Source organism: Bizionia psychrotolerans (genome assembly GCF_001039595.1).
Genome location: NZ_JNGS01000001.1, coordinates 1 through 26,291 on the forward strand (window position 1 = coordinate 1; position 26,291 = coordinate 26,291).

The 26,291-nt window shown below is 33.7% G+C and carries 25 protein-coding genes, 1 tRNA gene and 2 pseudogenes; 11 read left to right on the forward strand and 17 right to left on the reverse strand.

The window, feature by feature from the left end; genetic code table 11:
- Positions 1-922, forward strand: a 922-nt coding sequence (locus GK51_RS00005; protein WP_048330800.1) for a phytanoyl-CoA dioxygenase family protein, incomplete at its 5' end; no start/stop codon positions are given.
- Here GK51_RS00005 and GK51_RS00010 read toward each other — a convergent pair.
- The 7 genes from GK51_RS00010 to GK51_RS00040 all read right to left on the reverse strand — a co-directional run bounded on the left by GK51_RS00010 (position 905) and on the right by GK51_RS00040 (position 8,846).
- Positions 905-1,816 carry an ABC transporter ATP-binding protein gene (locus GK51_RS00010; protein WP_048330802.1) on the reverse strand — a complete coding sequence of 304 codons (912 nt, stop codon included), beginning with the start codon at positions 1,814-1,816 and terminating at the stop codon, positions 905-907. The genes GK51_RS00005 and GK51_RS00010 overlap by 18 nt on opposite strands.
- Positions 1,817-1,888: 72 nt before the next feature.
- Complete coding sequence (locus GK51_RS00015) at positions 1,889-3,958, reverse strand: FG-GAP-like repeat-containing protein (protein ID WP_231575822.1); 2,070 nt, start codon at positions 3,956-3,958, stop codon at positions 1,889-1,891.
- 87 nt (positions 3,959-4,045) lie between these two features.
- The gene (locus tag GK51_RS00020) at positions 4,046-5,407 is read right to left on the reverse strand and encodes an Ig-like domain-containing protein (protein ID WP_053069178.1); all 1,362 of its coding nucleotides are present in this window, start codon (positions 5,405-5,407) and stop codon (positions 4,046-4,048) included.
- 91 nt (positions 5,408-5,498) lie between these two features.
- Positions 5,499-6,488 (reverse strand): aspartate-semialdehyde dehydrogenase, encoded by a 990-nt coding sequence (locus tag GK51_RS00025; protein ID WP_048330842.1) that lies wholly within the window; start codon positions 6,486-6,488, stop codon positions 5,499-5,501.
- Positions 6,489-6,615: 127 nt separating this feature from the next.
- A complete protein-coding gene (gene mscL / locus GK51_RS00030; RefSeq protein ID WP_048330804.1) occupies positions 6,616-7,023 on the reverse strand; it encodes a large conductance mechanosensitive channel protein MscL in 408 nt (135 codons plus the stop codon).
- Positions 7,024-7,096: 73 nt separating this feature from the next.
- Positions 7,097-8,206: an alanine racemase gene (gene alr, locus GK51_RS00035; RefSeq protein WP_048330806.1), complete on the reverse strand. Its 1,110-nt coding sequence runs from the start codon at positions 8,204-8,206 to the stop codon at positions 7,097-7,099.
- Positions 8,190-8,846 carry a thymidine kinase gene (locus GK51_RS00040; protein ID WP_048330808.1) on the reverse strand — a complete coding sequence of 219 codons (657 nt, stop codon included), beginning with the start codon at positions 8,844-8,846 and terminating at the stop codon, positions 8,190-8,192. Before GK51_RS00040 ends, alr begins: the two co-directional genes overlap by 17 nt.
- 104 nt (positions 8,847-8,950) lie before the next feature.
- Between GK51_RS00040 and GK51_RS00045 the strand changes: the two genes are divergently transcribed.
- From GK51_RS00045 to GK51_RS00055, 3 genes are all read left to right on the forward strand, one after another.
- Positions 8,951-9,685 (forward strand): hypothetical protein, encoded by a 735-nt coding sequence (locus GK51_RS00045; protein ID WP_048330809.1) that lies wholly within the window; start codon positions 8,951-8,953, stop codon positions 9,683-9,685.
- A 15-nt stretch (positions 9,686-9,700) separates the two neighbouring features.
- Positions 9,701-10,369, forward strand: coding sequence for a 16S rRNA (cytidine(1402)-2'-O)-methyltransferase (gene rsmI, locus GK51_RS00050; RefSeq protein ID WP_048330812.1), 669 nt, complete (start codon positions 9,701-9,703; stop codon positions 10,367-10,369).
- Between the two features lie 121 nt (positions 10,370-10,490).
- Entirely contained in the window at positions 10,491-12,218 is a 1,728-nt protein-coding gene (locus GK51_RS00055) for a M28 family peptidase (RefSeq protein WP_048330814.1), read from the forward strand.
- 105 nt (positions 12,219-12,323) lie between these two features.
- On the opposite strand, the gene GK51_RS00060 is transcribed toward GK51_RS00055, so the two are convergent.
- Both GK51_RS00060 and GK51_RS00065 read right to left on the reverse strand, forming a co-directional pair.
- Entirely contained in the window at positions 12,324-12,971 is a 648-nt protein-coding gene (locus GK51_RS00060) for an LA_2272 family surface repeat-containing protein (RefSeq protein WP_048330816.1), read from the reverse strand.
- Between the two features lie 18 nt (positions 12,972-12,989).
- Complete coding sequence (locus GK51_RS00065) at positions 12,990-13,580, reverse strand: carboxymuconolactone decarboxylase family protein (protein ID WP_048330818.1); 591 nt, start codon at positions 13,578-13,580, stop codon at positions 12,990-12,992.
- 110 nt (positions 13,581-13,690) lie between these two features.
- Between GK51_RS00065 and GK51_RS00070 the strand changes: the two genes are divergently transcribed.
- From GK51_RS00070 to GK51_RS00085, 4 genes and pseudogenes are all read left to right on the forward strand, one after another.
- A complete protein-coding gene (locus GK51_RS00070) occupies positions 13,691-14,119 on the forward strand; it encodes an OsmC family protein (protein WP_048330820.1) in 429 nt (142 codons plus the stop codon).
- On the forward strand, positions 14,120-14,722 hold the full coding sequence (locus tag GK51_RS00075; protein ID WP_048330821.1) for a GNAT family N-acetyltransferase: 603 nt from the start codon (positions 14,120-14,122) through the stop codon (positions 14,720-14,722). It abuts the gene before it with no gap.
- A gap of 28 nt (positions 14,723-14,750) precedes the next feature.
- The gene (gene recJ / locus GK51_RS00080; protein WP_048330823.1) at positions 14,751-16,457 is read left to right on the forward strand and encodes a single-stranded-DNA-specific exonuclease RecJ; all 1,707 of its coding nucleotides are present in this window, start codon (positions 14,751-14,753) and stop codon (positions 16,455-16,457) included.
- A gap of 147 nt (positions 16,458-16,604) precedes the next feature.
- Positions 16,605-17,898 (forward strand): annotated as a pseudogene (locus GK51_RS00085) (MFS transporter).
- Positions 17,899-18,013: 115 nt separating this feature from the next.
- On the opposite strand, the pseudogene GK51_RS00090 reads toward GK51_RS00085, so the two are convergent.
- Positions 18,014-18,765: pseudogene (locus tag GK51_RS00090) on the reverse strand (UDP-2,3-diacylglucosamine diphosphatase).
- 78 nt (positions 18,766-18,843) lie between these two features.
- Positions 18,844-19,302, reverse strand: coding sequence for a 6-pyruvoyl trahydropterin synthase family protein (locus GK51_RS00095; RefSeq protein WP_048330825.1), 459 nt, complete (start codon positions 19,300-19,302; stop codon positions 18,844-18,846).
- 89 nt (positions 19,303-19,391) lie between these two features.
- Here GK51_RS00095 and GK51_RS00100 point away from each other — a divergent pair, with 89 nt between their 5' ends.
- The gene (locus GK51_RS00100; RefSeq protein WP_048330826.1) at positions 19,392-20,033 is read left to right on the forward strand and encodes a 2OG-Fe(II) oxygenase; all 642 of its coding nucleotides are present in this window, start codon (positions 19,392-19,394) and stop codon (positions 20,031-20,033) included.
- 82 nt (positions 20,034-20,115) lie between these two features.
- On the opposite strand, the gene GK51_RS02500 is transcribed toward GK51_RS00100, so the two are convergent.
- From GK51_RS02500 to GK51_RS00110, 3 genes are read right to left on the reverse strand one after another with little or no spacing between them, the layout of a single operon-like run.
- Positions 20,116-20,292 carry a hypothetical protein gene (locus tag GK51_RS02500; protein WP_197072698.1) on the reverse strand — a complete coding sequence of 59 codons (177 nt, stop codon included), beginning with the start codon at positions 20,290-20,292 and terminating at the stop codon, positions 20,116-20,118.
- A 25-nt stretch (positions 20,293-20,317) separates the two neighbouring features.
- Positions 20,318-21,652 (reverse strand): MATE family efflux transporter, encoded by a 1,335-nt coding sequence (locus GK51_RS00105; protein ID WP_048330827.1) that lies wholly within the window; start codon positions 21,650-21,652, stop codon positions 20,318-20,320.
- On the reverse strand, positions 21,649-22,149 hold the full coding sequence (locus tag GK51_RS00110) for a GNAT family N-acetyltransferase (RefSeq protein ID WP_048330828.1): 501 nt from the start codon (positions 22,147-22,149) through the stop codon (positions 21,649-21,651). The genes GK51_RS00105 and GK51_RS00110 overlap by 4 nt, the downstream gene beginning before the upstream one ends.
- A gap of 46 nt (positions 22,150-22,195) precedes the next feature.
- On the opposite strand from GK51_RS00110, the gene GK51_RS00115 reads away from it, so the two are divergent.
- Positions 22,196-22,993 (forward strand): universal stress protein, encoded by a 798-nt coding sequence (locus GK51_RS00115; protein WP_048330830.1) that lies wholly within the window; start codon positions 22,196-22,198, stop codon positions 22,991-22,993.
- 86 nt (positions 22,994-23,079) lie between these two features.
- A tRNA-Ala gene (locus GK51_RS00120) sits at positions 23,080-23,153 on the forward strand.
- A gap of 51 nt (positions 23,154-23,204) precedes the next feature.
- On the opposite strand, the gene GK51_RS00125 is transcribed toward GK51_RS00120, so the two are convergent.
- The 3 genes from GK51_RS00125 to GK51_RS00135 form a co-directional block, all read right to left on the reverse strand.
- Positions 23,205-23,747 (reverse strand): hypothetical protein, encoded by a 543-nt coding sequence (locus GK51_RS00125; protein ID WP_048330832.1) that lies wholly within the window; start codon positions 23,745-23,747, stop codon positions 23,205-23,207.
- A gap of 101 nt (positions 23,748-23,848) precedes the next feature.
- Positions 23,849-24,685 (reverse strand): alpha/beta hydrolase family protein, encoded by an 837-nt coding sequence (locus tag GK51_RS00130; RefSeq protein WP_048330834.1) that lies wholly within the window; start codon positions 24,683-24,685, stop codon positions 23,849-23,851.
- A partial coding sequence (locus tag GK51_RS00135) for a PD-(D/E)XK nuclease family protein (protein ID WP_048330836.1) occupies positions 24,682-26,291 on the reverse strand: 1,610 nt, incomplete at its 5' end. The genes GK51_RS00130 and GK51_RS00135, both read right to left, overlap by 4 nt.

A 26,291-nucleotide genomic window follows, 5' to 3' on the forward strand; every position in this document is an offset into this window, starting at 1 on the left:
AAAACCTTTTCACTACTCTCAAAAAGAAGTGAGTAGAGATCACTATGGTGTAACTATTTCATTAGATGTTCAACTTAATTTTGAGTTAGAAAAAGAAATTTTGGGATTAGGAGAAGGAATCAAAGTAATTTCTCCAGAACGTTTAAAAAGGAGCATTAAAGAACGACTTTATGATGCAGTAGATGCCTACGAAACTGAAATTAATGATAAAAATTTACGAACTATTGCTAAAAGTTTGGAATATAAAGGCTTTGGTATTTTAAATCATGTGTATACCAGACGAGATATCAGAAAACTTAAGGCTAGTTTTGATGCGTATTTTAAAAATAATGAGGATCAATCCTTTGGGATGCGGGAAGTTCTTAAAAAAATGCCTGAATTACAAGAAATATTATTCAATAAGAATTTCAAAAAACTTGTAAAATCGATAGATAAAAAGGCATTTTTAACCAAAGCGATTTTTTTTGATAAATCACCTACAGACAATTGGTATGTAACTTGGCACCAGGATGTACCAATAAATGTTAAAAAGAAAGTAGAAACAGAAGGGTTTTTGTCTTGGACAAATAAAAAAGGTGTTGTAAGCGTGCGTCCACCAGAGGAAATTTCAAAAAACACATTTTCTATGCGAATTCATCTAGATGAAACAACCGATAAAAACGGTGCCTTAAAAGTAATTCCAGGATCGCATAATAAACATTTAAGTACTGAAGAAATTAAACTAATTAGTGCTAATTCCATTCCTTTTGTGAGCGAAATTGCTTCTGGTGGAATTCAATTAATAAAACCGTTATTATTACATGCATCTTCAGAAACTACAATTCAAAAAAGAAGACGTGTGTTACATTTAGAATTTTCTTCAATAGAACTACCAAATGGTTTAACGTATTCTGAAAGACAAGATTTATTTGTCAATAATTAAGAAAATATTTGTATCCTTTGGGATATTAACTTTGTGCTCAATTAAGATTGATTTAGAATTATATTCTGCTTCTATCAACCAATAATTTCCTTTGAAATAAGATGTTTTTACGGTAGCTTTTAAATCTGAATAGTCCACAATTTTAAGGTGATGTGCGTATACAAATTCGCCTTTAATCATGTTGAATTCTCCAAAAAAAGCGGCAACTAATGGAATTTCTGGATTTTTGTAAAGTTTTTGTGGTTTGCCTTTTGCTGCAATAGATTGGTTTTTTAAAACAAAAATTTGATCGGCAAAGCCCAAAACATCTTCTTTGTCATGAGTGGCAACTACACAAGCTATATTTTTTTCCTTTAAATAATTAAAAACCTTGCGTCTCAACGTTTGTTTTTGGAAATTATCTATATGGCTAAAAGGTTCATCCAGGAGTAAAATTTCTGGCGCTTGGGCTAAAGCACGTGCCAAAGCAACACGCTGTTTTTGGCCACCACTTAATAGTTTTACCTTCGTTTTAGCAAATTCAGTAAGTTCAACAATTTCTATCAATTCAGCGGTTCTATCTTTTTTTTCTGCTGGAAAAAAATTAGAGAGATGTTTGCCTATATTTTCTTCGACACTAATAAAAGGCATCAGTTCAAATTCTTGTGCTACATATTTCATAAAATCAGGACCAATTACCAAATTATGTTTTGGTCCTAAAATTTCTGTTTCTTTCCAAAAAATTTGTCCTATATCTAGATCATACTCGCCATAAAGTAGTTTGAGCAAGGTGCTTTTTCCAGAACCACTTTCTCCAATTACTGCCGTATTTTCGCCTGGCCGAATAGCGAAATTTAGAGCCTGAAGGACAGGTGCTTTTTGATAAGAAAATGTGAGGTTCTTTACATGTAACATTGTGCAAAAATAAGACAAAAAAAATTCGCTTCTCATGGAAAAGAAGCGAATTTGAATTACTGAAATTCTATTTTATTGTTTTATAAACTTTCTATTTATAACACGACCTTCAGATTCTAATCTTAAAATATAGAATCCAGTTTGTAATTTTGATACATTTATCACGTTACTTTCTAATTTTGAATTCAATACTTTTTTTCCATTAATATCAAAAACAGTTGCAATTTTACCGTTTAAAGAAACAGGTGTTGAAATATGTAAGGTGTTCTCAACAGGATTCGGGTAAATAGTTACTTCGTTTAGAGCATAATCTTGAACCGTTAATGTTTGCCCTTCTGTAACACAAATTTTCTGATTAATGGCAGGATTTGGAATGTTATCAATAACTCCAGATGGCCAATAAATAATTAAATTATCAATGGTTGTTTCAGTACCTAAACCAAAATGGGTATTTAAAGTACTCATATATCTAAAGCCTTCACCACTGCGCACATCGCGAATTTGAATACCAGCAGACGTATGGATTTCTACACGTGCACCAATACCATTAATATTACTAAAACCTTGTGAGCCTACTGTGCAAATACTAATCCAATTGTTAGCATTACCGTCATTCATATAAATAGTTCCATTGCTGAAAGAGTCTATGAAACCATCATTATTTAAATCGCCAAAAGAACCATTGCTTCCTGATAATAGGTTTTCATTGATTGTAAAGGTTAAATCGCCATTTCCGAATAAAATATTACCGTTGGATGAAATATCTAGATTCCCATCATTATCAAAATCATAAGTAACATTTTCTATTCCAGTATCTGATAAACCAAGAATACCGGATTCGTCGGTTACCTCTGTAAAAATGACAGTTGTATTGCCATTAACATCCGTTACTAAATCATTTCGCATCATTTTATGCGTACCAGAACTGGCACCAACAAAAACATCCATATCACCATCATTATCAAAATCTCCCCAAGCTGATGACCACGTTTGCATTGGGTCATCTAAATCTAAAACTGCTGATAGTTCAGAAAAAGTACCATCGCCATTATTTTTGTGCATTTGGTTCATACGTCTTGCTTCTTCACCACCACATTTAGCAATAAACATGTCTAGATTTCTATCGTTATCATAATCTATCCAAATAGAACCATAATTACCACCTGAACTATAAAGGCCTAAACCACTTGGAACACCGTTTACATTTTCTCCTTGATAGAAAGTTAAGTTGCCAGTTCCATCATTTATATAATACACATTTGGTGCTACATCATGACAAACAAAAGCATCTAAATGGCCATCATTATTAATATCTACAAAATTAGAACGTTGTGAAAATACATATTCTCCAGCCCCAGAATCTTCTGTAAACGTTCCATCACCATTAGATTTCATAAACGTTACACCGCTTCCTCCACCATATAATAAATCGGTATATCCATCTGCATTATAGTCGGCTGCTGATAAACTCCAAGAAGGTGTGTTGTCAGCATAGGACGTGGCTATATTTGAACTCTGAAACCCACCAGTGGTTAACTGTTCATGAATATTTATATTATTGTTAGATACAGAAACAATATCGTCCAGATGATCACCATTCATATCTACAATGGCTCTGTCTGTTCCTGTAGTAGAAATACTATTGGTTGTAAAAGTAACTGCAGGAGGTGTTGGAGGTTCGTTTTCGGTAATTTCAAAATCAAAACCATTGGCATTCCAACGATTATCAAAGGCAATATAATAAGTTTGGTTTGCAACCACATTCAATGATAAAATGGATAAATAACCATTTCCAATATTACCACTATCGTCATCAGTTCCTTCACAAACTAATGCGCCACAGACTCCACTAAATATATGAACACGTGTGTCACCACCAGAATTTTGAGTTAAATCAGTTGAAAGGGTTATGTAACTATCTGATTCTGGTATATATCTAAACCACTCGCTTAAAGTAGCGGTATTAGCATTAGTACTACATATTGGGTTTGGAACATCAGTACCATTTAAAACTTCAACATTATAAACGCCTGTTTGAGTAATAGGCGTTGCCATATTGGCTTCTGAACACGAGTCAGAACTTGTTTGAGCATGGGAAATTGTAAAAATTAATAATGCTAATAAAAGTAATTTTGTTTTCATAATTAAGAGGAATTGATTTATAGCTAGTTTTTTTAATTATATTTCGCCAATGTACGTGTTAATATTCTAATTTTTAAGGTTTTATAGTTAGTTACATCTATCTGCTAATGAATTAATCCATTCTGTAATTAAAGCAATGCCTTCTGTATGCTGCAATGTTCGACCTAATAATGGCATGCGATACTGCTCTTCTATTGAACTCATTCTAAAAACGACTACAGAAGCATCAGCATTTCTTGGATTCATTATTAAAGGATACTCATCACCAATATTAGTATCTGGTTCCACACAAATACCCATATTACTGGATAAATCATTTTCATTGAATGCAAAGCGCATAGGTCTATATTCGCAATAACTTTCTTCTGAATGGCAATGTGCACAATTAATATCAATATAAGATCTTGCGCGCAATTCCAAAGATTCTAGTGTGTCATCCCAAGCTACAGTTGAATCTATATTTCCTGGATAATCAGGATTTAAATAGCCAACATCGACCCATTTTTGCAATTGATTTTCTGTACCATCTTGATACATATAGGTTTTATTTAAATTTTGAGGTTTAGGACCAATTGGAATGGGTGTTCCAAATTTATTGTGACAGGTAAAACATTCGGCGCGCGATGGAATTCGATAATTGACATTTTTAGTACTTCCACCTTCATTCCAAGTTAAATTTACAAAACTACCATCGTTTGAAAAGGTGGCTTCAGTTTGTTCGTCGTTCCAAACATATTTGGCAAATTCCCAACCGGTTTCCGTAAAATACATTAAGCGTGTTTCAATAATTTGAGTATTACCAGTTGGTAATACGTTATCATAATAAAAATTCTTAATTAAAAAGGCACCAATAGGAAATTCTAGAGGTGTATAATCACTCTCAAAACTCGCTTTACTGCCGTTTGGCATCCAAACAAAGCGTTTTTTATGAGCATAATCACTAAACAATGGTGAGTTCAAATCGTAAGGAATTACACCTGAAACAGGATTAAGATTTTTTAAATCGCCTTCAAAAAAATTATAATCTGATAAGTTCGGATATGGTAAATCATCTGGATTGTATACAACAGGTGATACTGGTAAGATAGTTACCGTTATTGTCCCTGTTGCACAATTATTATTAGATGAACAAATAGTATATACAAAACTGTCTGCGCCTAAATAGTCTCCTGTTGGTGTGTAACGTATTTTATCATCACTCGGATTGTTAGGTGTATTATTATTTAGAATAGAAATAGTAGCGTGTGCAGAATTGGTAATCGTTAAAGTACCTGTTTCTGGAATATTACTGTCGTTAGAAAGTACATCCATTTCAATAAAACCACCTTGAAAAACTTGTGCAGTATCATCTTGAGTTTGAATTTGTACTTCTACATAATCATCATCTTCCGATTTGCACGAAAGTAATAAGAAAATAGAAATAAATAAGAAAATGTATTTTTTTTTCATAACCGACTTAAAAGGCGACTACGAATTTAAGAAAAATTCTTACAAATTATTGGTTATTACCTAAAAATTAAATATTTAGAATGAATAAACGTTAAACTAAACTGTTTTTTATTAAGTATTCTGCAATTTGAATGGTGTTTGTGGCAGCACCTTTTCGCAAGTTGTCAGCAACAATCCACATGTTTACCGTATTTGGTTGCGATTCATCTCGACGAATTCGTCCAACAAAAACAGCATCTTTTCCGTTTGCATAAATAGGCATCGGATACGTATTAACATCTGTATTATCTTGTAATATAACACCTTCCGTATCATTTAATAGCTTCCGAATATCACTTATAACATAATCGTGTTCAAATTCAATATTTACCGCTTCACTGTGTCCTCCAGCCGTAGGAATGCGAACAGCAGTTGCGGTTACGGCTATCGTTCTATCATCTAGGATTTTTTGTGTTTCGCGCACTAATTTCATTTCTTCTTTGGTGTATCCGTTTTCTTCAAATACATCACAATGTGGTAAAGCATTTTGGTGAATTGGATATGGATAGGCCATTTCACCTTGAATTCCAGCCATTTCATTTTCTAACTGTTTAACCGCTTTTAATCCGGTTCCAGTAATGGATTGATAGGTGGAAACAACAATTCGTTTTATAGTATATTTTTTGTGAAGTGGCGCTAACACCAAAACCATTTGAATGGTAGAACAGTTTGGATTAGCTATAATTTTATCTGTTTTTGTTAAGGTTGATGCATTTATTTCGGGAACAATTAATTTGATATTTGGATCCATACGCCAAGCTGACGAGTTATCGATAACAGTTGTGCCAATTTCAGCAAATTTTGGAGCCCATTCTTTTGATGTTTCACCACCAGCTGAAAATAAAGCGATTTCAGGTTTTAGAGATAAAGCGGTTTCAAGTCCAACAACAGGATAGCCTTTTCCTTTATATGAAATAATTTTTCCTATAGATTTTTCCGAAGCAACGGGAATCAATTCTGTAATTGGAAATTGACGTTCTTCTAGAACTTTCATCATTACTTCGCCAACCATTCCTGTGGCACCTACTATCGCTACTTTCATCTTAATAAATTTATTTACAAAACTAAATAATTTATCAGGTAATTGTTTTAAATAAAGCATAAAAAAACCACTTCTGTTACGAAGTGGTTTAGGGTTAGAATATATAATGTAGCGGTTATTCTACGTATTATTTTTTCAATAAATCACGAATTTCCATAAGTAAATCATTGTCTGAAGGTCCAGCAGGAGCTGCTGGTTCTTCAACTACCGGTTTTTTAGTTTTGTTGTAAGCTTTAACAATTATAAATAATACAAAACCAACAATTACTAAATTGATAATAGCATTAATCCATTCACCATACATAATAGCGTTTTCAGCTGTGGCAACTGTACCATCGGCTGCTAAAACAGCTTCGTCTAAAATAATTTTCATATCGGCAAAATCAACTCCACCAGCAAAATGACCAATTATAGGCATCATTATTAAGGATACAAACCCTTTTACAACTAAACCTACGGCTCCTGCTAATATAACAGCAACAGCTAGGTCTATGACATTTCCAGTCATTATAAAATTCTTAAATTCTTTAAACATAATAGATAGTTTTATAGTTAGTTATTAATAATTCAAATTTAATTAAAAAGTTGAAGGTAAATGATTTAAAATTCTAGTTATTTAAAAACACGCGTTTTACACGTTGAGAAATAGCGGTAATAATCTCATAAGAAATGCTTTTTGTTGTTTGTGCTAGCTTATTAGCTGTTGGGTTTTTTCCGAAGATGATAACTTCATCACCTTCCTGACAATCTATATCTGAAACATCAACCATAATCATATCCATACACACATTTCCAATTATGGGTGCCTGCTTGTTATGAATGGTTACAAAGCCTTTCCCATTTCCATATTGCCTGCCAATTCCATCTGCATGACCAATTGGAATGGTAGCAGACCTTGTTTTATTTGCTCCTTTAAAAGCACGATTATATCCCACACTTTCACCAGCTTCAATGGTATGAATTTGTGAAATAATGGATTTTAAAGTTGCAATGGGAGTAAAATAGACATCTTCTTTTTCAGAATTTCCAAAACCGTATAAACCAATTCCAACGCGAACCATATCAAAATGTGCTTCCGGATAATTTAATACGCCAGAGGTATTACAAAGGTGAAGCATGGGTTTGTAACCAATAGATTCCTTAAACGTTTTTGAGATAGTTTTAAAAGTTGCTATTTGCTTTTCAGTGAATAGTTTTTCATTTAAATCTTCACTTGCTGCTAGATGCGAAAAAATGGATTTAGCTTGAACGCTTTTGGTGTTTTTTAAAGTTGATACAATTTCTGAAACATCAACAGGATCAAAACCCAATCGGTTTAAACCTGTATTAAATTTAATATGAACTGGATAATTCGTTTGCTTTTCTTCCTCTGTAATTTTTATGAACTCGGTCAACATATGATGACTGTAGATGCTAGGCTCTAAACAGCGATCAATAAGCGTCTTAAAATTTACGGATTGTGGATGCAACACTAAAATAGGTGTTTTTATTCCAGAGTCTCGCAACGCAATGCCTTCCTGAGTGTAAGCTACGGCAAAATAATCTACATCCAATTTTTGGAGATGTGCGGCAATTTCAGACGCATCACTACCATAAGCAAATGCTTTAACAACCGCCAAAATTTTAGTTTGCGGTTTTATCCTAGATTTTAAGTATTGAAAATTATGGGTTAAGGCGTTTAGGTCTATTTCAAGAACGGTTTCATGCACTTTTTCCATTGGATTCTTTGGTATTGTTTGCAACTTCCTGCGCTTCATTTACTTTCATGTTTCGCACTTTATCACGTTGCATGGATTTGTAATATGCAGCGCGACTTAAAGGCTCATATTCATCTACTTCACCTAAAAGAACGAGATCATCACTTTTAGATTTCCGGTAGCTATATTGTGCTAAATTTCCTGTTTTGGTACAAATAGCATGTACTTTAGTTACATACTCTGCTGTCGCCATTAAATAAGGCATGGGTCCAAACGGATTTCCTTTAAAATCCATATCCAATCCAGCTACAATGACGCGAATTCCTTTGTTGGCTAAATCATTACAAACCCGAACAATTTCATCATCAAAAAATTGGGCTTCATCAATTCCAACTACATCACATCCATCGGCTAAAATGGGAATATTTGCAGCTGCAGGAACTGGTGTGGAACGAATTTGATTGGCATCGTGTGATACAACCATATCTTCGTCATAACGCACGTCAACAGTAGGTTTAAAAATTTCAACCTTTTGTTTGGCAAATTGCGCGCGCTTGAGTCTACGGATTAATTCTTCGGTTTTACCGGAAAACATGGATCCGCAAATAACTTCGATCCAGCCAAATTGTTCTTTCTGATTTACTGTATTTTCGAGAAACATTTTGTAATTTTAACACTAAAACAAACGGATTGTTCGTTTTGTATAAAGGTGGCGTAAATTTATTAAAAATCAAAAGCATAAATACGTTTTAAAGTTAAAAAGTTATGAAGAAGAAGTTAGAAGCGGAATTAATGAGTATTGCTCATAGAATACTAAAATTAAAAGGTCAAGATGATTTGAATAAAATGCATCAGGAAGTTGCTGCTTTATATGAAAAATTAACAGTTTTAAAATTTGCTAAAGAAAATTTCGAAGATGACATTCCAACTATTGGTAATGATTCCTCGTTCTTCGATATGCTGGATGTTGCTTTTAATAATAGGGTGAGTGATAATATAGAGTTTGAAAATAAAACCTATATAAATCTTGATGATTCTGAACATGAAGATATTATGGAACCTGCCATTGAGAAAATTAAAGATATGGTTGCCCAAATGCCACAGGAAACTCATGCTGTGGATACGCTAATAGAAAAAGTTGTTACATCAAAAACCAAAGTACATAAAATTGATTTGGATGATATAACCGCTGGTTTTGATGCAGAACCTATTTTTGATCCCGTTAAGAAAACGGATGCTAATTTAAAAAAATCGCTTAATGACCAGCTAAAAAAAGGAATCGTTATCGGTTTGAACGATAAAATAGCATTTATAAAGCATTTATTTGATGGTGAAGGCGATGATTACAGTCGAGTACTTTCTCAAATCAATACATTAAATTCAGTTGAAGAGGTGCAGCATTTAATTTTCAATATTGTAAAACCTGATTATAATAATTGGGAAGGTAAAGAGATTTATGAAACCCGATTTATGGAACTTATTGGACGTAAATTTGAATAGAAATCTTTCCACTTTATGAAACTTTACATTGTTCCAACACCTATTGGTAATCTTCAAGACATGACCTTTAGAGCCATTGATGTTTTAAAATCTGTCGATTTAATTTTAGCCGAAGACACCCGAACCTCTGGAAAACTATTAAAGCATTTCGAAATTTCCACACCTTCACAGTCGCATCATATGCATAATGAGCATAAAACGGTTGAAGGTTTAATTAATAAATTAAAAAGTGGTGTTACTATGGCATTGATTAGCGATGCAGGAACTCCAGCCATTTCCGATCCTGGGTTTTTACTAACCAGAGCCTGCATTGAAAATAATATTGAAGTGGACTGTTTGCCAGGTGCAACCGCATTTGTTCCAGCATTAGTCAACAGCGGATTGCCGAATGATAAGTTTGTTTTCGAAGGTTTTCTGCCAGTTAAAAAAGGGCGCCAAACCCGATTATTACTATTAGCCGAAGAAACCAGAACCATTATTTTTTACGAAAGTCCGCATAAACTCATAAAAACACTCGCGCATTTTTGTGAGTATTTTGGGGATGATAGACCTGTTTCTGTTTCGCGAGAACTTTCCAAACTCTATGAAGAAACCATTCGTGGAACTGCCAAAGAAGTTTTGGAACACTACACCAACAAGCCACCAAAAGGCGAAATTGTAGTAGTTGTTGGTGGAAAAAAATAGTTTTCAAAATGTTCTTGTCATTCAGAACGAAGTGATGAATCTTATAATAATTTATTAGGATTGGAATGCAGCACTTAAATAATAATTCTATCTTTAATTCAAGATTAAAACACAAGATATAATGATTAAAAAAATACTTTTTCTCGCTATTTTTAGTTTCGTGCTCATAGTTCAAAGTCAAGCACAAAGCATAAAAAAACAAGAGTCTAAAGAAAGCTTGGAGCCAACCATTCAAGACGGGTTTACCGGCGATTTAGCTTTTGAAACTACGGCTTTTGTTGAGCAATATTGGCGAGTTGTAGGAAACACAGGTTTTAATGAAAGTATCTTTTTTATTGCTAAAAAATTGGAAAGCGCTGGTTTTGTTTTAGAAGAGAAAGCTACAACTAAAAACCGATTAACTTATAGAATAGAGAAACGACCACTTAAAAACCCAACTTGGGAAATGGTGGATGCACGTGTATCCATTAGTAGTAAAGAAGCTCCGATTTTGGATTATGCTACGAACCGAAATATGGTGGCTTTAAATTCTTTCAGCACACCAAAAGAAGGCGTAACGGCTGAAGTTATTTATGTTAAAGATGTTCAGAAATTAAAAAATATGGACGTAAAAGGCAAAATAGTTTTTGCCGAAACCAGTCCATCACGTATTTTTAATGAGGCCATTATTAAAGGAGGTGCTATTGGTTTAATGACCTATGATAATCCGTCCTATTTAAATCCTGAAAAGAATACAACGTCTATTCAGTTTCGCTCTATTCCTTTAAATTCTAAACTAAAACCTTGGGCAATTGCTTTGTCATTTGCTGCCAAAGAGCGACTTAAAGAAGAACTTTTAAAAGGCCCGTTTAAAGTAACGGTTCAGATAGAAACTAAAATATACGAATCAGAAGAACTCACGATTGTTGCTGATATCAAAGGTGAAAAATTACCAAATGAGCGTTTAGTTTTTAGTGCACATATTCAAGAACCAGGTGCCAATGATAACGCTACAGGTGTTGGTGTGGCTTTAGAAATGGCAACGCTTTCGGCAAAATTATTAAAAGAAAATTCATGGAGCCCAACGAGAACATTAACCTTTCTTTGGGGAGATGAAATAGTTTCAACTGGTCGTTATGTTCAAGAAGATAAAACACGCGCTCAAAATATTAAATGGGGAATTAGTTTAGATATGGTTGGCGAAAATACCGAAATCACAGGTGGTTCTTTTCTCATTGAAAAAATGCCAGATCCTAGTGCCATTTGGACACGTGGTAATGATAAGCATTCAGAATGGGGAGGAAGTAAAATGAGTTTAGATCAAATGAAACCACATTATTTAAATGATTTTGTAATTCGTGAATTTGAAGCCCAAGGCAAGCGTGCTAATTGGGAAGTGAACACCAACCCGTTTGAAGGAGGAAGTGATCACACGCCTTTTTTACGAAGTAATATTCCGAGTGTTTTATTTTGGCATTTTACCGATCAGTTTTATCATACGGATAATGACCGTTTGGATAAAGTAAGTAAAGAAACCCTTAAAAATGTAGGAACAGCCTCCATGATTTCAGCACATATTTTATTGAATGCCAATGAAAAAACGGCCGTGAATATGATTGCCACTATTGAAACGGCAGCCATTTCCAGATTGAATGAAGAATTTAAACAAGGAAAAATTGCCATTAAAAAAGGAGATAAACTAGCCGAACAAATTGAAATTATAAAGGCTTGGGAGGATTGGTATAACAAGGCCATTGCTTCTACAACAGATATGGTTTCTATGGCAAGTAGCCTAAAAGTAGCGATTGAAACTGCGCAGGCTTCGGTTTCCATGGCAGCGAAAAATGCGATTAATGAGTTGAACAAATAAAAACCTTACTAGTTTTAGTAAGGTTTTGTCTAATTTCTAAAAGCGAAGCGGTCTTAATATCTAACGGAATTATATTAGTTGTAGTTATTAGTATTTTTCCCTTGATTAAAAATTCCAATTTATTATCGGTAATTTTCTTGATTCATTGATATTCCACAGCCCAATCTGAATTCCTTTTGTGTTATTACTTTTATTAAATATTCCGATTTGTACTCCGACCATTTTTTCAGTTCCATTTGCAGCTCCAATTTGTAGGCCTGTCATATATTCAGTTGAATTTGATAGAGCAATTTGAATTCCATTGCTGGATTTTGCTTCATTTAGTAATCCAGCAATTTGAATTCCGTTTGATTTGCGCATTCCATTCCATAAACCAGCAATTGCAATTCCATTGTTTTCCGTTCCACTTTGAGTGACTAAAGCTAATGTAATTCCATTAAAAGAAACTTTTCCCATTGTTCCAGTCGAAATATTTAAACCATTAACAATTTCGTCTGTTTCTTCGTCTGTTATCAAACTTCCATTAGCCATAAAACCCAGAAGACCAATTCCTGGGATTTCAAGTCTTAATCCGTTTGTTCGAACAAACCTTTTTTTATCATTGAATTGCGGAAATGCTCCAACTGAAATCCCATTTATAGTTGTGTTTTGTGTATGAAAAGTTCCAAATAGATATCTTGTCTTTTCATTAAAATCTTGACTAAATACTTTGATTGAAGTTAAAAATATAATTAGTATCGTGATTTTTTTCATATTAATGGCAACTTCTAATTAAACATGCTTACCTTTTTCCCAACCATGTTTTCCTAAAAATTGATTTCCACTTTCAATAGCATCACCTTCCAAAGTTGTTCCCATGCTATCGTTCCATCTATTCAGATAACCAAACAGTGAAATCACGCCTAACATTTCTACAATTTCGCCTTCATTCCAATGGTCGTGTAAGCGTTTTTGTATGGTTTCATCTACGGCATTTGGTACTTGACTCGCTGCTAAACTGAAATCCAAAGCTGCACGTTCGGCTTCTGAAAATGCGGAATGTGTTCTATACTCCCAAATATTATCTAGTTGTTCTTGTTCAGCACCATAACGTTCAGCAGCACGAATAGCGTGCGCTTGGCAGTATCGGCAACCGGTGGAATTACTGGATACCCAAGCAATCATACGTTTTAAAGCCGATGTTACACGACCTTCATTTGCCATAACCGCTTTGTTGAGGTTAATAAAAGCTTTGGAAATGGCTGGCCTGCGTTGCATGGTTAAAACCGAATTTGGACAAAACCCTAAAGTCTCATTAAAAAATTCAGCTAATTTTTTGGTTTCTAAATCGTGGTCAGCGGATAATGGTGTTACAAGTGGCATAGTCTATTTTTTTATTGGTATTTTTGAAAGAACAAGCCTATTTCATTTTTATGGAAGCTTGAATTCAAATTAATAATTCTTACACACAAGTAACAAAAAAAACAATAAACATGGCAACTACAAATAAAGTAATAACGCATTGGAAAGGCAATATGCAATTTGAATCGGATAACCCAAACGGGAAAACAGTCCTAATGGATACGAGTCCGGAACATGGTGGACATAGTTCTGGATTATCACCAAAAGCTATGATGCTTTCGGCATTAGCAGGCTGTTCAGGTTTGGATGTGGTTTCGGTTTTAGATAAAATGAAAGTACAGGTTTCCGATTTTAGAATGGATACTTATGGCGAACTCACCGAAGAACATCCAAAATATTACCATAGTGTTTCTGTTGAATATCATTTTTACGGTGACAATTTAGATGAAAATAAAATTAAAAAAGCCGTCGATTTATCAGTCGAAAAATACTGTGGTGTTATGGAAATGTTCCGAAAATTCGCAACCTTAAAAACGAGTATTCATTATCATAATAAGTAGATGGCTGCATTTGATTTTTCAAAGGAATATATTTTAGAAGATGACGTGGTTTTACTGCGTCCTTTAAAAATTTCAGATGTTAATCTACTTTTATCTATTTCTGAAGAACCACATATTTGGGATTATTCGTTTGTAAAAGGGAATGGAATAAAGAATCTTACCAAATATATTGAAGCTACAATTGAAGCCAGAAAAAACAAAAATGAATATTCTTTTTTGGTTATAGATAAAAGAACAAATGAAGTGGCTGGTTCTACAAGGTTTTGTGATATAAATTTACTATTCAATGCTGTTAGACTTGGTTTTACGTGGTACGGAGAAAAATTTCAAGGTACTGGATTAAATAAGCATTGTAAATATCTCATGTTTCAATTTGCTTTTGAAAACATAGCGTTTGAACGAATTGGGTTTGCAGCTTATGCGGAAAATACAAGAAGTATTTCTGCTATGAAAAGTGTAGGCTGTATTGAAGAAGGTAAATTTAGAAGTTTATTTCCTGAAAATAACGGAAAAGAGAGAAGTGATGCCGTTTTGTTCAGTTTATTAAGAGATGAATGGCTGGCTGAAAAAAAAGAAGCTCTTAAATCAAAATTGACTAATTAATTTCCCTTTTTGGGTAAAAAAAAGGAATATGCGCTGGACCATTAAACCAAAACCAGAATTTAAAAAAGTAGATGCTTTGCAAAAAGCACTTAAGGTGGAGCCTATTGTTGCCAGCTTATTGTTGCAACGTGGTATTGAAACCTATGATGCTGCTAAAACATTTTTCCGACCGAGTTTAAAAGATTTACACGATCCATTTTTGATGAAGGATATGGATATTGCTGTAAATCGGATTGAAAAAGCGTTAGAAAACGGCGAAAATATCCTGGTTTATGGCGATTATGATGTAGATGGAACCACGTCTGTCGCCTTAATGAGCTCCTATCTCAAAACTCGAACTGAATTTGTTGCAACTTATATTCCGGACCGTTATGATGAAGGTTATGGTGTTTCTTTTAAAGGTATTGATTTTGCCGAAGACAATGGTTTTTCTTTAATTATTGCCTTGGATTGTGGCGTAAAAGCCATTGATAAAGTGGCTTATGCCAATGAAAAAGGAATCGATTTTATAATCTGCGATCACCACAGACCTGGAGCTGAATTACCAAAAGCTGTTGCTATTTTAGATCCTAAACGGGATGATTGTAACTATCCATATAAGGAATTATGTGGATGTGGTGTAGGGTTTAAACTCATTCAGGCCTTGGCATCCAAACAGGGACAATCAGCTTCAGATTTAACCGAATATCTGGATTTAGTAGCCACTGCCATTGGCGCTGATATTGTACCCATTACAGGCGAAAATCGCGCACTCGCTTCATTAGGTTTGGACGTAATTAATACCAATCCACGTCCAGGAATTCAAGCTATTATTTCTGAAGTTAAAAAGGAGCATCTCACCATTACTGATGTCGTGTTTATTGTCGCACCACGGATTAATGCGGCAGGACGCATGAAACATGGTAATTATGCTGTGACCTTATTAACAGAAACCAATCCAGAATTGGCACAAACCTATGCTGAAGAAATTGAATTTTTTAATTCAGACAGAAAAGAAACCGATAAACAAATTACACTTGAAGCCCTTCAGCAAATTGAATCGAATAACGAACAGAAAGGATTTACAACCGTTGTATATCATGAATCTTGGCATAAAGGCGTGATTGGAATTGTGGCTTCGCGACTTATTGAAACCTATTACAGACCAACACTGGTTTTCACCAAAAGTGGTGATTGGTTAGCAGCTTCTGCACGATCCGTTAGTGGTTTTGATGTGTACAATGCTTTGGAAGCCTGTGCAGAACATATTGAACAATTTGGAGGCCACAAATATGCAGCCGGATTAACTTTGAAAGCCGAAAATTATGAAGCATTTAAACAGGCTTTTGAGGATGAAGTTTCAGAAACCATTGATAAGTCCTTATTAACACCAGAAATTAAGATTGATGCCCAAATTGAATTAAGTGATGTGAATCCAAAATTTTATAGAATTTTAAAACAATTTGCACCATTTGGACCAGGTAACATGTCACCTATATTTATGACAGATGATCTTCAAGATACAGGTTATGGCAAATGTGTTGGTGAAGATAAAAGTCATTTGCGGATTACCGTAAAAGCCCCTCAAGAACAGACGAGAGGTAAACAAAATAAATTGGTTTGCATTGGGTTTGGTTTAGGTGATAAATTGGATGTCATTACAGATAAAAAACCTTTTTCTGCAGTGTATTCTATTGATGAAAATCATTGGAACAATCAGGTGTCCTTGCAATTGAAACTTCGGGACATCAAGTGATTTTAATTCTTATTTTAGATTTTAACAAAAAACTAAAATAAGAAACACCCTTATTATAGTTTTCAATACTTTTGTAAAATAGTTCCGTTTATTAACCAATAGAATATCTGCAAATCTTTTGAAAACATGCAGATATTGAATTAATAGATTCCTGCTTTCGCAGGAAGTAAAAATGGCAAAAAAGATCCATACGCAGCTTTGCGTATCAAAGAATTCAATATTTTTTTAATACTCCGTTTTGCATTAGTATTTGCATGGTCTATGCAATTTATTATTATTGAATGGCAAGTGTATAGTATTACCAAAGATCCGTTATCGCTTGGTATTATTGGTCTGATGGAAATTATTCCAGCCTTAACCATGGCTTTGTTTGCTGGTCATATTGTAGATCAACGTGAAAAACGCAATTTATTAGCTATTTGTATGGCGTTTTTTTTCTTTGATTAGTTTAGGATTGTTTTTACTTACTTGGCCAAAAATTGTTGGTGACTGGAGTACGAATACCGTATTATATTCCATTTATGCATTGGTGTTTTTTGGTGGCTTTTTACGTTCCTTTTTCGGACCTACTATTTTTTCGTTGGTGGCTCTAATTGTTCCTAAAAAAGTATATCCAAATGCAGCTACTTGGAGTAGTTCTACTTGGCAAATGGCTTCGGTTTTAGGGCCAGCAACGGCTGGTGTTTTAATAAGTATGATTGGTGTGCATTGGTCGCTTTGCTTTGTTTTCGGGTTGGTTATTTTCGCATTAATAACGCTGTCTCAAATTAAGAAGAAACCGATTTTAAATCCTAAAATTGGCGAACCTGTGATGCAGAGTTTAAAAGAAGGACTAACCTTTGTATTCAAAACCAAAGCTATTTTAGGTGCTTTAACCTTAGATATGATAGCCGTTTTATTTGGTGGAGCCGTTGCCTTACTGCCTGTTTTTGCTCAAGATATTCTGCATGTTGGGTCGGAAGGGTTTGGCGTGTTACGTGCTGCTCCAGCTGTTGGTGCTTTTTTGACTATGCTTATCACAGCTTATATTCCGATTAGTAAAAATGCAGGTTTGAAGTTACTAGCAGCTGTATTTGGTTTTGGTGTGTGTATTATTGTTTTTGGACTATCTTCTATATTCTGGATTTCGGTGGTTGCCTTATTCTTTAGTGGTGTTACGGACGGTGTTTCTATGGTTATCAGACAAACCATTCTTCAAATAAAAACACCAGATCATATGCGTGGTCGCGTAGCTTCCGTTAACTCAATGTTTGTAGGTTCATCTAACGAGTTGGGTGCTTTTGAAAGTGGTGTTACTGCTAAATTAATGGGAACAGTAACTGCAGTGGTTTTTGGTGGCACCATGACTTTAATTACAGCGGTAACAACAGGAATTGTTTCGCCGTCGTTTAGAAAACTAGATTTAACCAAGGATTTGGAGGAGCATGAAAATGCGGAGTGAAAAATTTGACTCTAATGGAACGAATTGTCACGAAACTATTCATTTTTCAATATTCAGAAGGTTTTAAACCTTCTTTCTTCTTGTAATCTCGAATACTTTCGGGAGGTTCTAGTTTTTAAAATTTCTTCAACTCTAAAGTCTCACCGTCAAAAACGCCATAGGTGTAATATTGAATCCAATCGCCTAGATTGACATATTTAGAATTGTTGTTGAGGTTTATTTCCAAAGGTAAATGTCTGTGTCCAAAAATAAAATAATCGTTGTGTTTGGTCTCTAATTTTCGTTTGCAATATTGTACCAACCACTCCTGATCTTCACCTAGAAATTTGGCATCATCATCACCTGAAATGAGTTTATTTTTAACACTCAAATATTGAGCAATTCTAACTCCAATATCAGGATGTAACCAACGAAAGAGCCATTTACCAAATTTACTAGTAAATATTTTTTCATACGTTTATAACCTTTGTCTCCAGGTCCTAAACCATCACCATGACCAATTAAAAACGTTTTATTATTAAAGGTGTATTCCTGCGGTTTGTGATAGACAGAAATCCCTAGTTCTTCTTCAAAATAGCCATCCATCCATAAATCATGATTGCCGACAAAAAAGTATATGGGAATTCCAGAATCAGTAATTTCAGCCAATTTACCTAGCGTTCTAGTAAAACCCTTTGGAACAACGGTTTTGTATTCAAACCAAAAATCGAATAAATCACCCATCAAGAAAATAGCAGCAGCATCGCCTTTGATTTCATCTAACCAAGCCACAAATTTTTGTTCGCGAGGACGTGACGCTTCTGCTGTTGGTGCACCCAAATGATTATCAGACGCGAAGTATATTTTTTTTCCTTTTGGGATGTTCATGTAGTAAATATAATTAATTATTGAGAAGGCATGAATCTAACGATTATTGATTGCTTAATAATGAAGAGATCCTTTTTTTCAAAGGGATTTGTTATCAGAAGCGTACCATTCTGCAAAACTCGTTTCAGTCTCTTGTAGTTTTAAAGAATGTAATGCAATATGCGTTGGTAAATAGCTTTTTATCTTTTCAGCAAAATCAATAACCATCATTTCACTGGTTGGCTGATAGTTTACTAACAGCACATTATGACCACGATCTTGAAGTTCTTTAGCCAACTCCACATGTGGCGTATTTTTATTAAAAACTGTAGCATGATCAAATACATCAACGATTTCAGTTTTTACAATTTTCTTTAAATCGCTGAAGTCAATCACCATTCCAAATTTTACATTATTGGAATCCTGAATGGGTTTTCCAATAACCGTAACGGACAATTTATAACTATGACCATGCACATTTTTGCATTTTCCATCATAACCATAAAGTGCATGACCAGTTTCAAATGAGAACTGTTTTGTAATTCGAATGTTTCCCATACTTCTAATTTTCATTGCAAATATAATCGTTTTGTAAAAGGAATTGGTTTTTAGATTAGATTTGCGCACTTTTTATTTGGTAGATAGTTATGAATCAATTATTTGAAGAAATTACTTTTGTTGAAAACCCGCAATATGAGGGGATTATTGAGGATATTTTAACTCAAAAATATAGTCTGGTTGAAAATTTTTTCACTGAACAAGAAGTTTTAGAATTAAGACAGTCTCTATTAGATAAACATGAAGCTGATGTGTTTAAAAAAGCAGCCATTGGTAATAGGACGAATGAAGTGATTGAAAAATCCATTCGTGGTGATGTGATTTTATGGATTGATGAAAACCGAGCAGATCCATTAGAAGCAACGTTTTTTAGTAAAGTTAACAGTCTTATTACCTACTTGAATAAAACGTGTTTTTTAGGTATTTTGCATAAGGAATTTCATTACGCTTTTTATCCAGAAGGCACCTTTTATAAAAGACATTTGGATACGTTTCAAAACGATGATAGACGTAAATTATCTTTTGTTTGTTATTTAAATGAAGATGGTTGGCTACCAGAAAATGGAGGTGAACTCGTTTTGTATTTAAATGAAAATGGACAAGAAACAGAAAAAGTTATTTATCCGTTTCCAGGACGTGTAGTCATTTTTGAAAGTCAAATACTGGAACACGAAGTTAAGCCTGTAAAAACAGAGCGATTAAGTATTACGGGATGGCTTAAAACGCGTTAATTATCTGCGTTTATTTCGGTTGTAAACATAAATGATTACCAATACAATTGCCAAAACTAAAAAAAGCATATTTCCGCCCATATTAATATCTATTTGAGTTGTTCTTATTGTATCTATATATAGCGTAAGCAATTATAACGAGTACCAAGAATGGTACAAAAGAGCCAATAAATACGCCAATTTCATAATCACTATTCGGTGCATTTTTTACTTTCTCTTCAATATTGACTTCTTGTAAAAAGGAAATAAGTGCCATCATTTTACTAAATAATTAGAAGTCAAAGTTACTGTTTTTCGGAAAGCGGTAAAAATTCTTGTCTAAATTTTATAATTAATGGTAATCCTCTGGCAATAATGCAAACCGTAAAGGCAATAAAAATCCCATAAAGCTTGTAGTCCATGCTATCCAATAGAAATAGAATTGGAACAAAAACTAAAAAAGTAGCCATAAGCAAAACGTTACGTAGAACTTTCATTTTACCTAAACCTTTAAACATACCATCAAAAATAAAAGCAATGGCACAGAGCGGTTGCATGGCTAAAATAATCCAGAAAACATTTTCAAACTCTTTCAGAACGGCTTCTTCTTGGGTGAAAACATGGCCTATAAAATTATAGAATAAAGCACCAATTACGGCCATGATGATTCCTAAAATAACACCATATCTCATCAATATATTACTTAATGTTATGAGTTTGCCGTATTCTTTTCCACCTAACAATTTTCCAGATAGAATGTTGCCTGCACTAGCATAACCATCAATAATGAAAGCGCCCAAAAACCATAAATTTATGGCAATGGTGTAAGCAGCAATATATTCTTTGCCATAACTTGTAGAGAATGAACTCGCAAAATAAAGCGTAACGTTCAATGCCAAAGTTCTCACAAATAAGTTCAAAATCATGATAACAAACCGATTAATTTCTTTGTTGAACGGAAAGCTAAAACGCAGTGGAATATTAGTTTTTTTCAATAAATAATAAGCCGAGATAAGAGCCATTAGCATTTGAGCAATAACGCTTGCATAGGCCGCACCTTTTATGTTCATGGCTGGAATATAGCCTTCAATGCCATAAACAAATGCGAAGTCCAAAACAATATTTGCACTAGCGCCAACAATGGCAATAATCATTGGATAGTAGGTGTTTTGGAGTCCTCTAAACGTACCAAATATAGCAATGGTAAAAAGTGTGAACGGAAAGCCAAAAACACGTATTTGATAATATTCAACACTGTAATTTAGAATTAAATCAGAGGCATTATAAAGTCTAAAAATGGAATCAGCAAACGGATAGGTTCCTAGAATGATTAAAAGACTTAAGGATGTAATAATAAAAATAGCTTGAGCAGGAAGGTTTTTTACTTTATCCAAATTACCAGAACCAACATATTGTGAAACAATAGAAGAAATAGCACTTCGTGTTTGACCTAAAACCCAAATTAACATGGAAATAAAGGTGCCTACAATTCCTACAGCTGCTAGGGATTCTATAGCATTTTCTGAAATATTTCCGACAATGGCTGTATCAGTAATTGACAGAATAGGTTCAGCCACACCAGCAATTAATGCTGGAAAGGCTAATTTATTGATATGTTTTAAACTGATGTTGGTGCTCACAATATGAATTCGTAACAGTAAAAGGGATATTCACTTTGGTTTGGAAAATAAATCTTGCTTAATTTCTTGTAGCCACGAAGTTCGTAAAATTTTTGATTTCTTACGTTTTTAGAAAAAGTATCTAACCGAATCGATTTGTAATTGTTTTTAGAGCCGAAGTTTTCAGCAAAATCCATCAGTTTTTGAGCGTATCCAATTCCTTGAGAATTGGGATGTATGGCAAGCCTATGAATATAAAGATTATTAGTATTTGGCGTTAACCAAGATACAGATTGATATTCAGTATCCATAAGTGTAGATATAACAATACATCCTAAAATTATTTTATCTACTTCCAAAACGTATAATTCGCTTCTTGAAACATCGTTTTCAAATACACCTCTGTTTGGATACGTTGAATTCCATTGATGTATGTTTTTAGAAATCATATTAATAGCACAAGCTTTAGTAATTTTTAAAATCGTATCAATATCTTGAATGGTTCCCTTACGAATCATAATAAATGTGTAAATTTGCACCTAAATTAGTTATAATTTTTTCAATATGAAGAATATTTTAGTGCCAGTAGGATCGTCTAAAAATGCGGTTAGCCATTTACAATATGCTATAGATTTCGCCAAAGCATTTGGTGCGAAAATTTATGTGGTTCAAGTTTATAATGTGTATTCTAAAGCTGGAACCATGATAAAAATTGATCATATTTTAGAACGTGAAAGCTATGAGTTTTTGAAATCTCACGTTGCTAAAATTGATACAAAAGGCGTTGAGGTTGTCGTAAAATCTTTTAAAGGAAAGTTAGTAGATACACTAGAATTGGTTTGCCATTCTTTAGATATTGATTTAATTATGATTGAACCACGTACTAACTCGTTACGCGAAGAAGTATATTTAGGTAAAACATCTGGAAAAATCATTAAACAGACCAATATTCCTGCTTTAATAGTGCCTGAAGGCTTAAGTTTTAAACCGATTGTTTATATTTTAGTTGCTTTAAAATCAGCCATAATTAAAAAAGAGGAAGCATTGATTCCTCTAATTTCTATAAAAGACCAATTCCGATCAATCGTAAACTTATTATTGGTAAAAACGCCATTTTATAATGAAGGTGATTTCGATATAAATCCAGGTTTAGCCAAATTAATTACAAATACGACTAAAACTGAAAATGCCACAACCTTTCAGGGAGTTTTAGAACATTATAAAGAAAATGATCCAGATATGCTTTGTGTAGTAAGACGTAAACGTGGGTTTTTCTCAAAACTTTGGGAGAAAAATACTATTTTGAAAAAGGATTTTCAGAGTAATACACTACCTGTTTTAGTATTAAGCGGTGTGAAATAAATTATTTTTCAATTGACGGTTTAAACATGAATTAAATAGTTTATTTTCGTCGCTAGTAAACAAACAATTGGCCAAACGTTTATTTTGGGGGATTAGCTCAGTTGGCTAGAGCGCTACGCTGGCAGCGTAGAGGTCATCGGTTCGAATCCGATATTCTCCACTTAATAAAAGCAATGCGAACGCGTTGCTTTTTTGTTTTTGGATATCAAAGTTAAGCAAGCTCAAATAATTGTTTTTTTAATTCAACAACGCTCGATACATCATTTAAATGGCAGTTATCAATTTCATATAAATCGGCAAATGTTGTGAATGTACTATGGTTAGTTCGTGTTCGTATAGTGCCTTTTGGATAAAAACGTCTTTTCTCAATAAAATCCGTTTTATTAATCCAGCCACAAACAGTGATTTCTTCTTTGGTTTTATGGTAGCTACAAAAAATATAAATTTCTGTTCTAAAGTAGTCTTGGAGTTTTAAAAAATTGTTGGTGTAGCTTTTTCTAACATTTGTTGTTCGTCCCATGGTTTTTACATCAATGGTTTTGTGGTTTACAATCAGATCTACGCCATCATCACAGCCTCCAGATCCATCAACGAATCCTAAATTAAAAAAGGACATAATTACAGATTGCCCAATAATGCCTGTTAGTTGTTGTTTTTTTGTCCCGTTTGCAGTAAAGCGTTTTCCGAAATCGTGATTTTTAAGGACGGTTTCGCAATGCTTAATAAGGCTGTTTTCTACTGGAACAGTAAACATGCAAGTAGTATCTTATTTATTAAATTACTGTAAGATACTAAAAATGTGAGATATAGCTTTTTAATTAATCAATTTTCAACCTCATTAAAAGTATATACTGTTTAAACAAAGGAAGTACTTTTTAAAACAACAGATTCAAGAGATTTAGGTAATACGGAATCATGCCAAGGATGTTGTCCATTAAAAACATGATTAGAATTTTCTATTTCAACTAATTGACTTTTCGGATTCCATGTATGTAATGCCTCTGCCTCATTAAATTTTACGGATGGATCATCAGTAGCATGAATTATTAATTGTGGAATTTTTATATTTTTAGTTGCTAATTCAATATTAAGCGTTTCTTCATGAGCTTTAAAATCTTCATAAAACTGATAATTATGAGGCATCTGTTGTTTGGTTCGGCTATTTAAAACATATTTTACTCCATCCTTTTTCCATTCTTTTAAATTTCCAGTGATTGCTGTTCTTTTGGAAAAATCGCAAACGCTTGCCCAGGTAATCAGTTTTGTAATTCGTGAATCTTTAGATGCTTTTAGTATGGAAATTCCTCCTCCACGAGAATGCCCAATTAGGGTGATATTATAGGTATTGATTTCTTTTAAAAATTCATTTTTTTCAGATAGTAAGTAATTTAATAAATCATCCAAATCAGTTAGCTCTTTACTATAATTATTTTCTGCAAAGGCCTCCAAATCTGGAAAATCAATCGGGTTTTCTGCGGTGCCACCATTATTCGAAAAGTTGAATTTCACAAAAAACAAATTAGCTTCTAAAAAGTGTTCGGCTACTAAATTCCAAGGTCCCCAATCCTTAAAACCTTTATAGCCATGACAGAATAGAACCAACGGTTTTTGCTGGCCATTTTTGTTGAAAAAGGCATCCCAAATAATGGGTTTTTGTTGATCTCTAACTAAAACTTGATTTTTGAGTATCATAGAATTTTCTTTTCAATGAAATCAATTTTTTGATTGCAGATTTCTAAAATGAGTTGTTTTAATTGGGTTTCGTAATCTGCTAATATTTCATTTGTAATAAGTTCTGTTTTGTTTCTGCTTCCTACTTCTTTTTTGGCGAATTTTAGAAATCCAGCACTTAAATTCTTAAACGATATAATGCCAGCCTCAACAGGCTCTTCAAATGACTTTTCAGCATGCATTAAATAGGCGTATGTTAGGACCTGGAATGATTTACTGTACTTGTCATAATCTGTTGTTAAATCATCCCAATTCGTTATTTGTACTTTGCTAGAATCTACTTTTCCCGATTTATAATCTATTATTCTGGTAATGCCGTTTCGTTTATCAACACGATCGACTTTTCCAGTAATTCGAACAGGAAAATCTAATTCAGGAATATGTATTTCAGCTGTATTTTCCAGTTCAATGGCTACAATTTCAAGGGAATTTCCTTCCTTTAAATCGGCTATTTCTAGATTTAAAAAATTGGATATATAGCGTTTGGCAATTTCAAAAACGATCAGGTTTTTTCCTTTGGTAATATCACCTTCTTTATAAAGATCTTTAAAGTGTTTGGTAACGGTTAGGTCGATTTTGAGTTTCATGTCTGTAACCTGTTGCCAATTCAATTCTTTGCCTTCAAAAGGTTTATAGAAATCTTCCAATGTGTTATGGATAACGGTTCCTAATGTATTGGCAGCAACCGTTTCTTCTACATCATCATGTTCTTTAATTTTGAGGACTTTCTGGAAATAGAAATCGATAGGATTTCGGATATAACTGGTTAATGCAGAAGGTGAAAATCCTTTGTCAGCATAGATTTTGATTTGACTTAATACATCGTCATTTTTAGAAATAACCAATTCCTTCAAATTGGTTTCCATAGAAATATCAGGAACTGCAATCGTCTGTTTTAGCTTATGAATGCCTTCTAATTCCAATTGGGTGATAAACCGACTTTTCTCACCGCCTTTTAAGGCGTCAATTTCAGTATTATAGATGATGAATATACGTTTAGCACGTTGTAACAAGCGGTAAAAGTGATAGGTGTAAACGGCATCTTTTTCTTTGTAAGTCGGAAGCTTATTTTCCAATTTCACATCAAAGGGAATAAAGGAATTATTACTTTTTCCAGACGGTAAAATACCTTCGTTTACAGAAGATATAATAATGGTTTCGAAATCTAAAACGCGGGATTCTAACATACCCATTATCTGTAAACCTTCTAGCGGTTCACCTTTAAAATCTAACGTTTCGGAACTCAATAATTCTTTATAAACGGTAAATAAACTATTAATGTCTTTAAGATGTTTAAAATTACCATCTAACAAACTCAGCTCGTTAAATAAGCTATTGAACTTGAATAGATGTTCTAATGCTAGTAGGTTTTCTTTTTTATGAACTTCTAAATGCGACTTTATTTTTAATATTAGCGCTTGGCAATGTTGCAAAGCTTTAGAAACTTGATTGTTCCAATTTCCAAATAGTAATTCAAATAACGCTTCGTGTTGAGGCGCTAACTGAATTAATCGTGATAACGATATATATATTAAGTTATTCGATTCTATTTTCTGAACTACTTTTT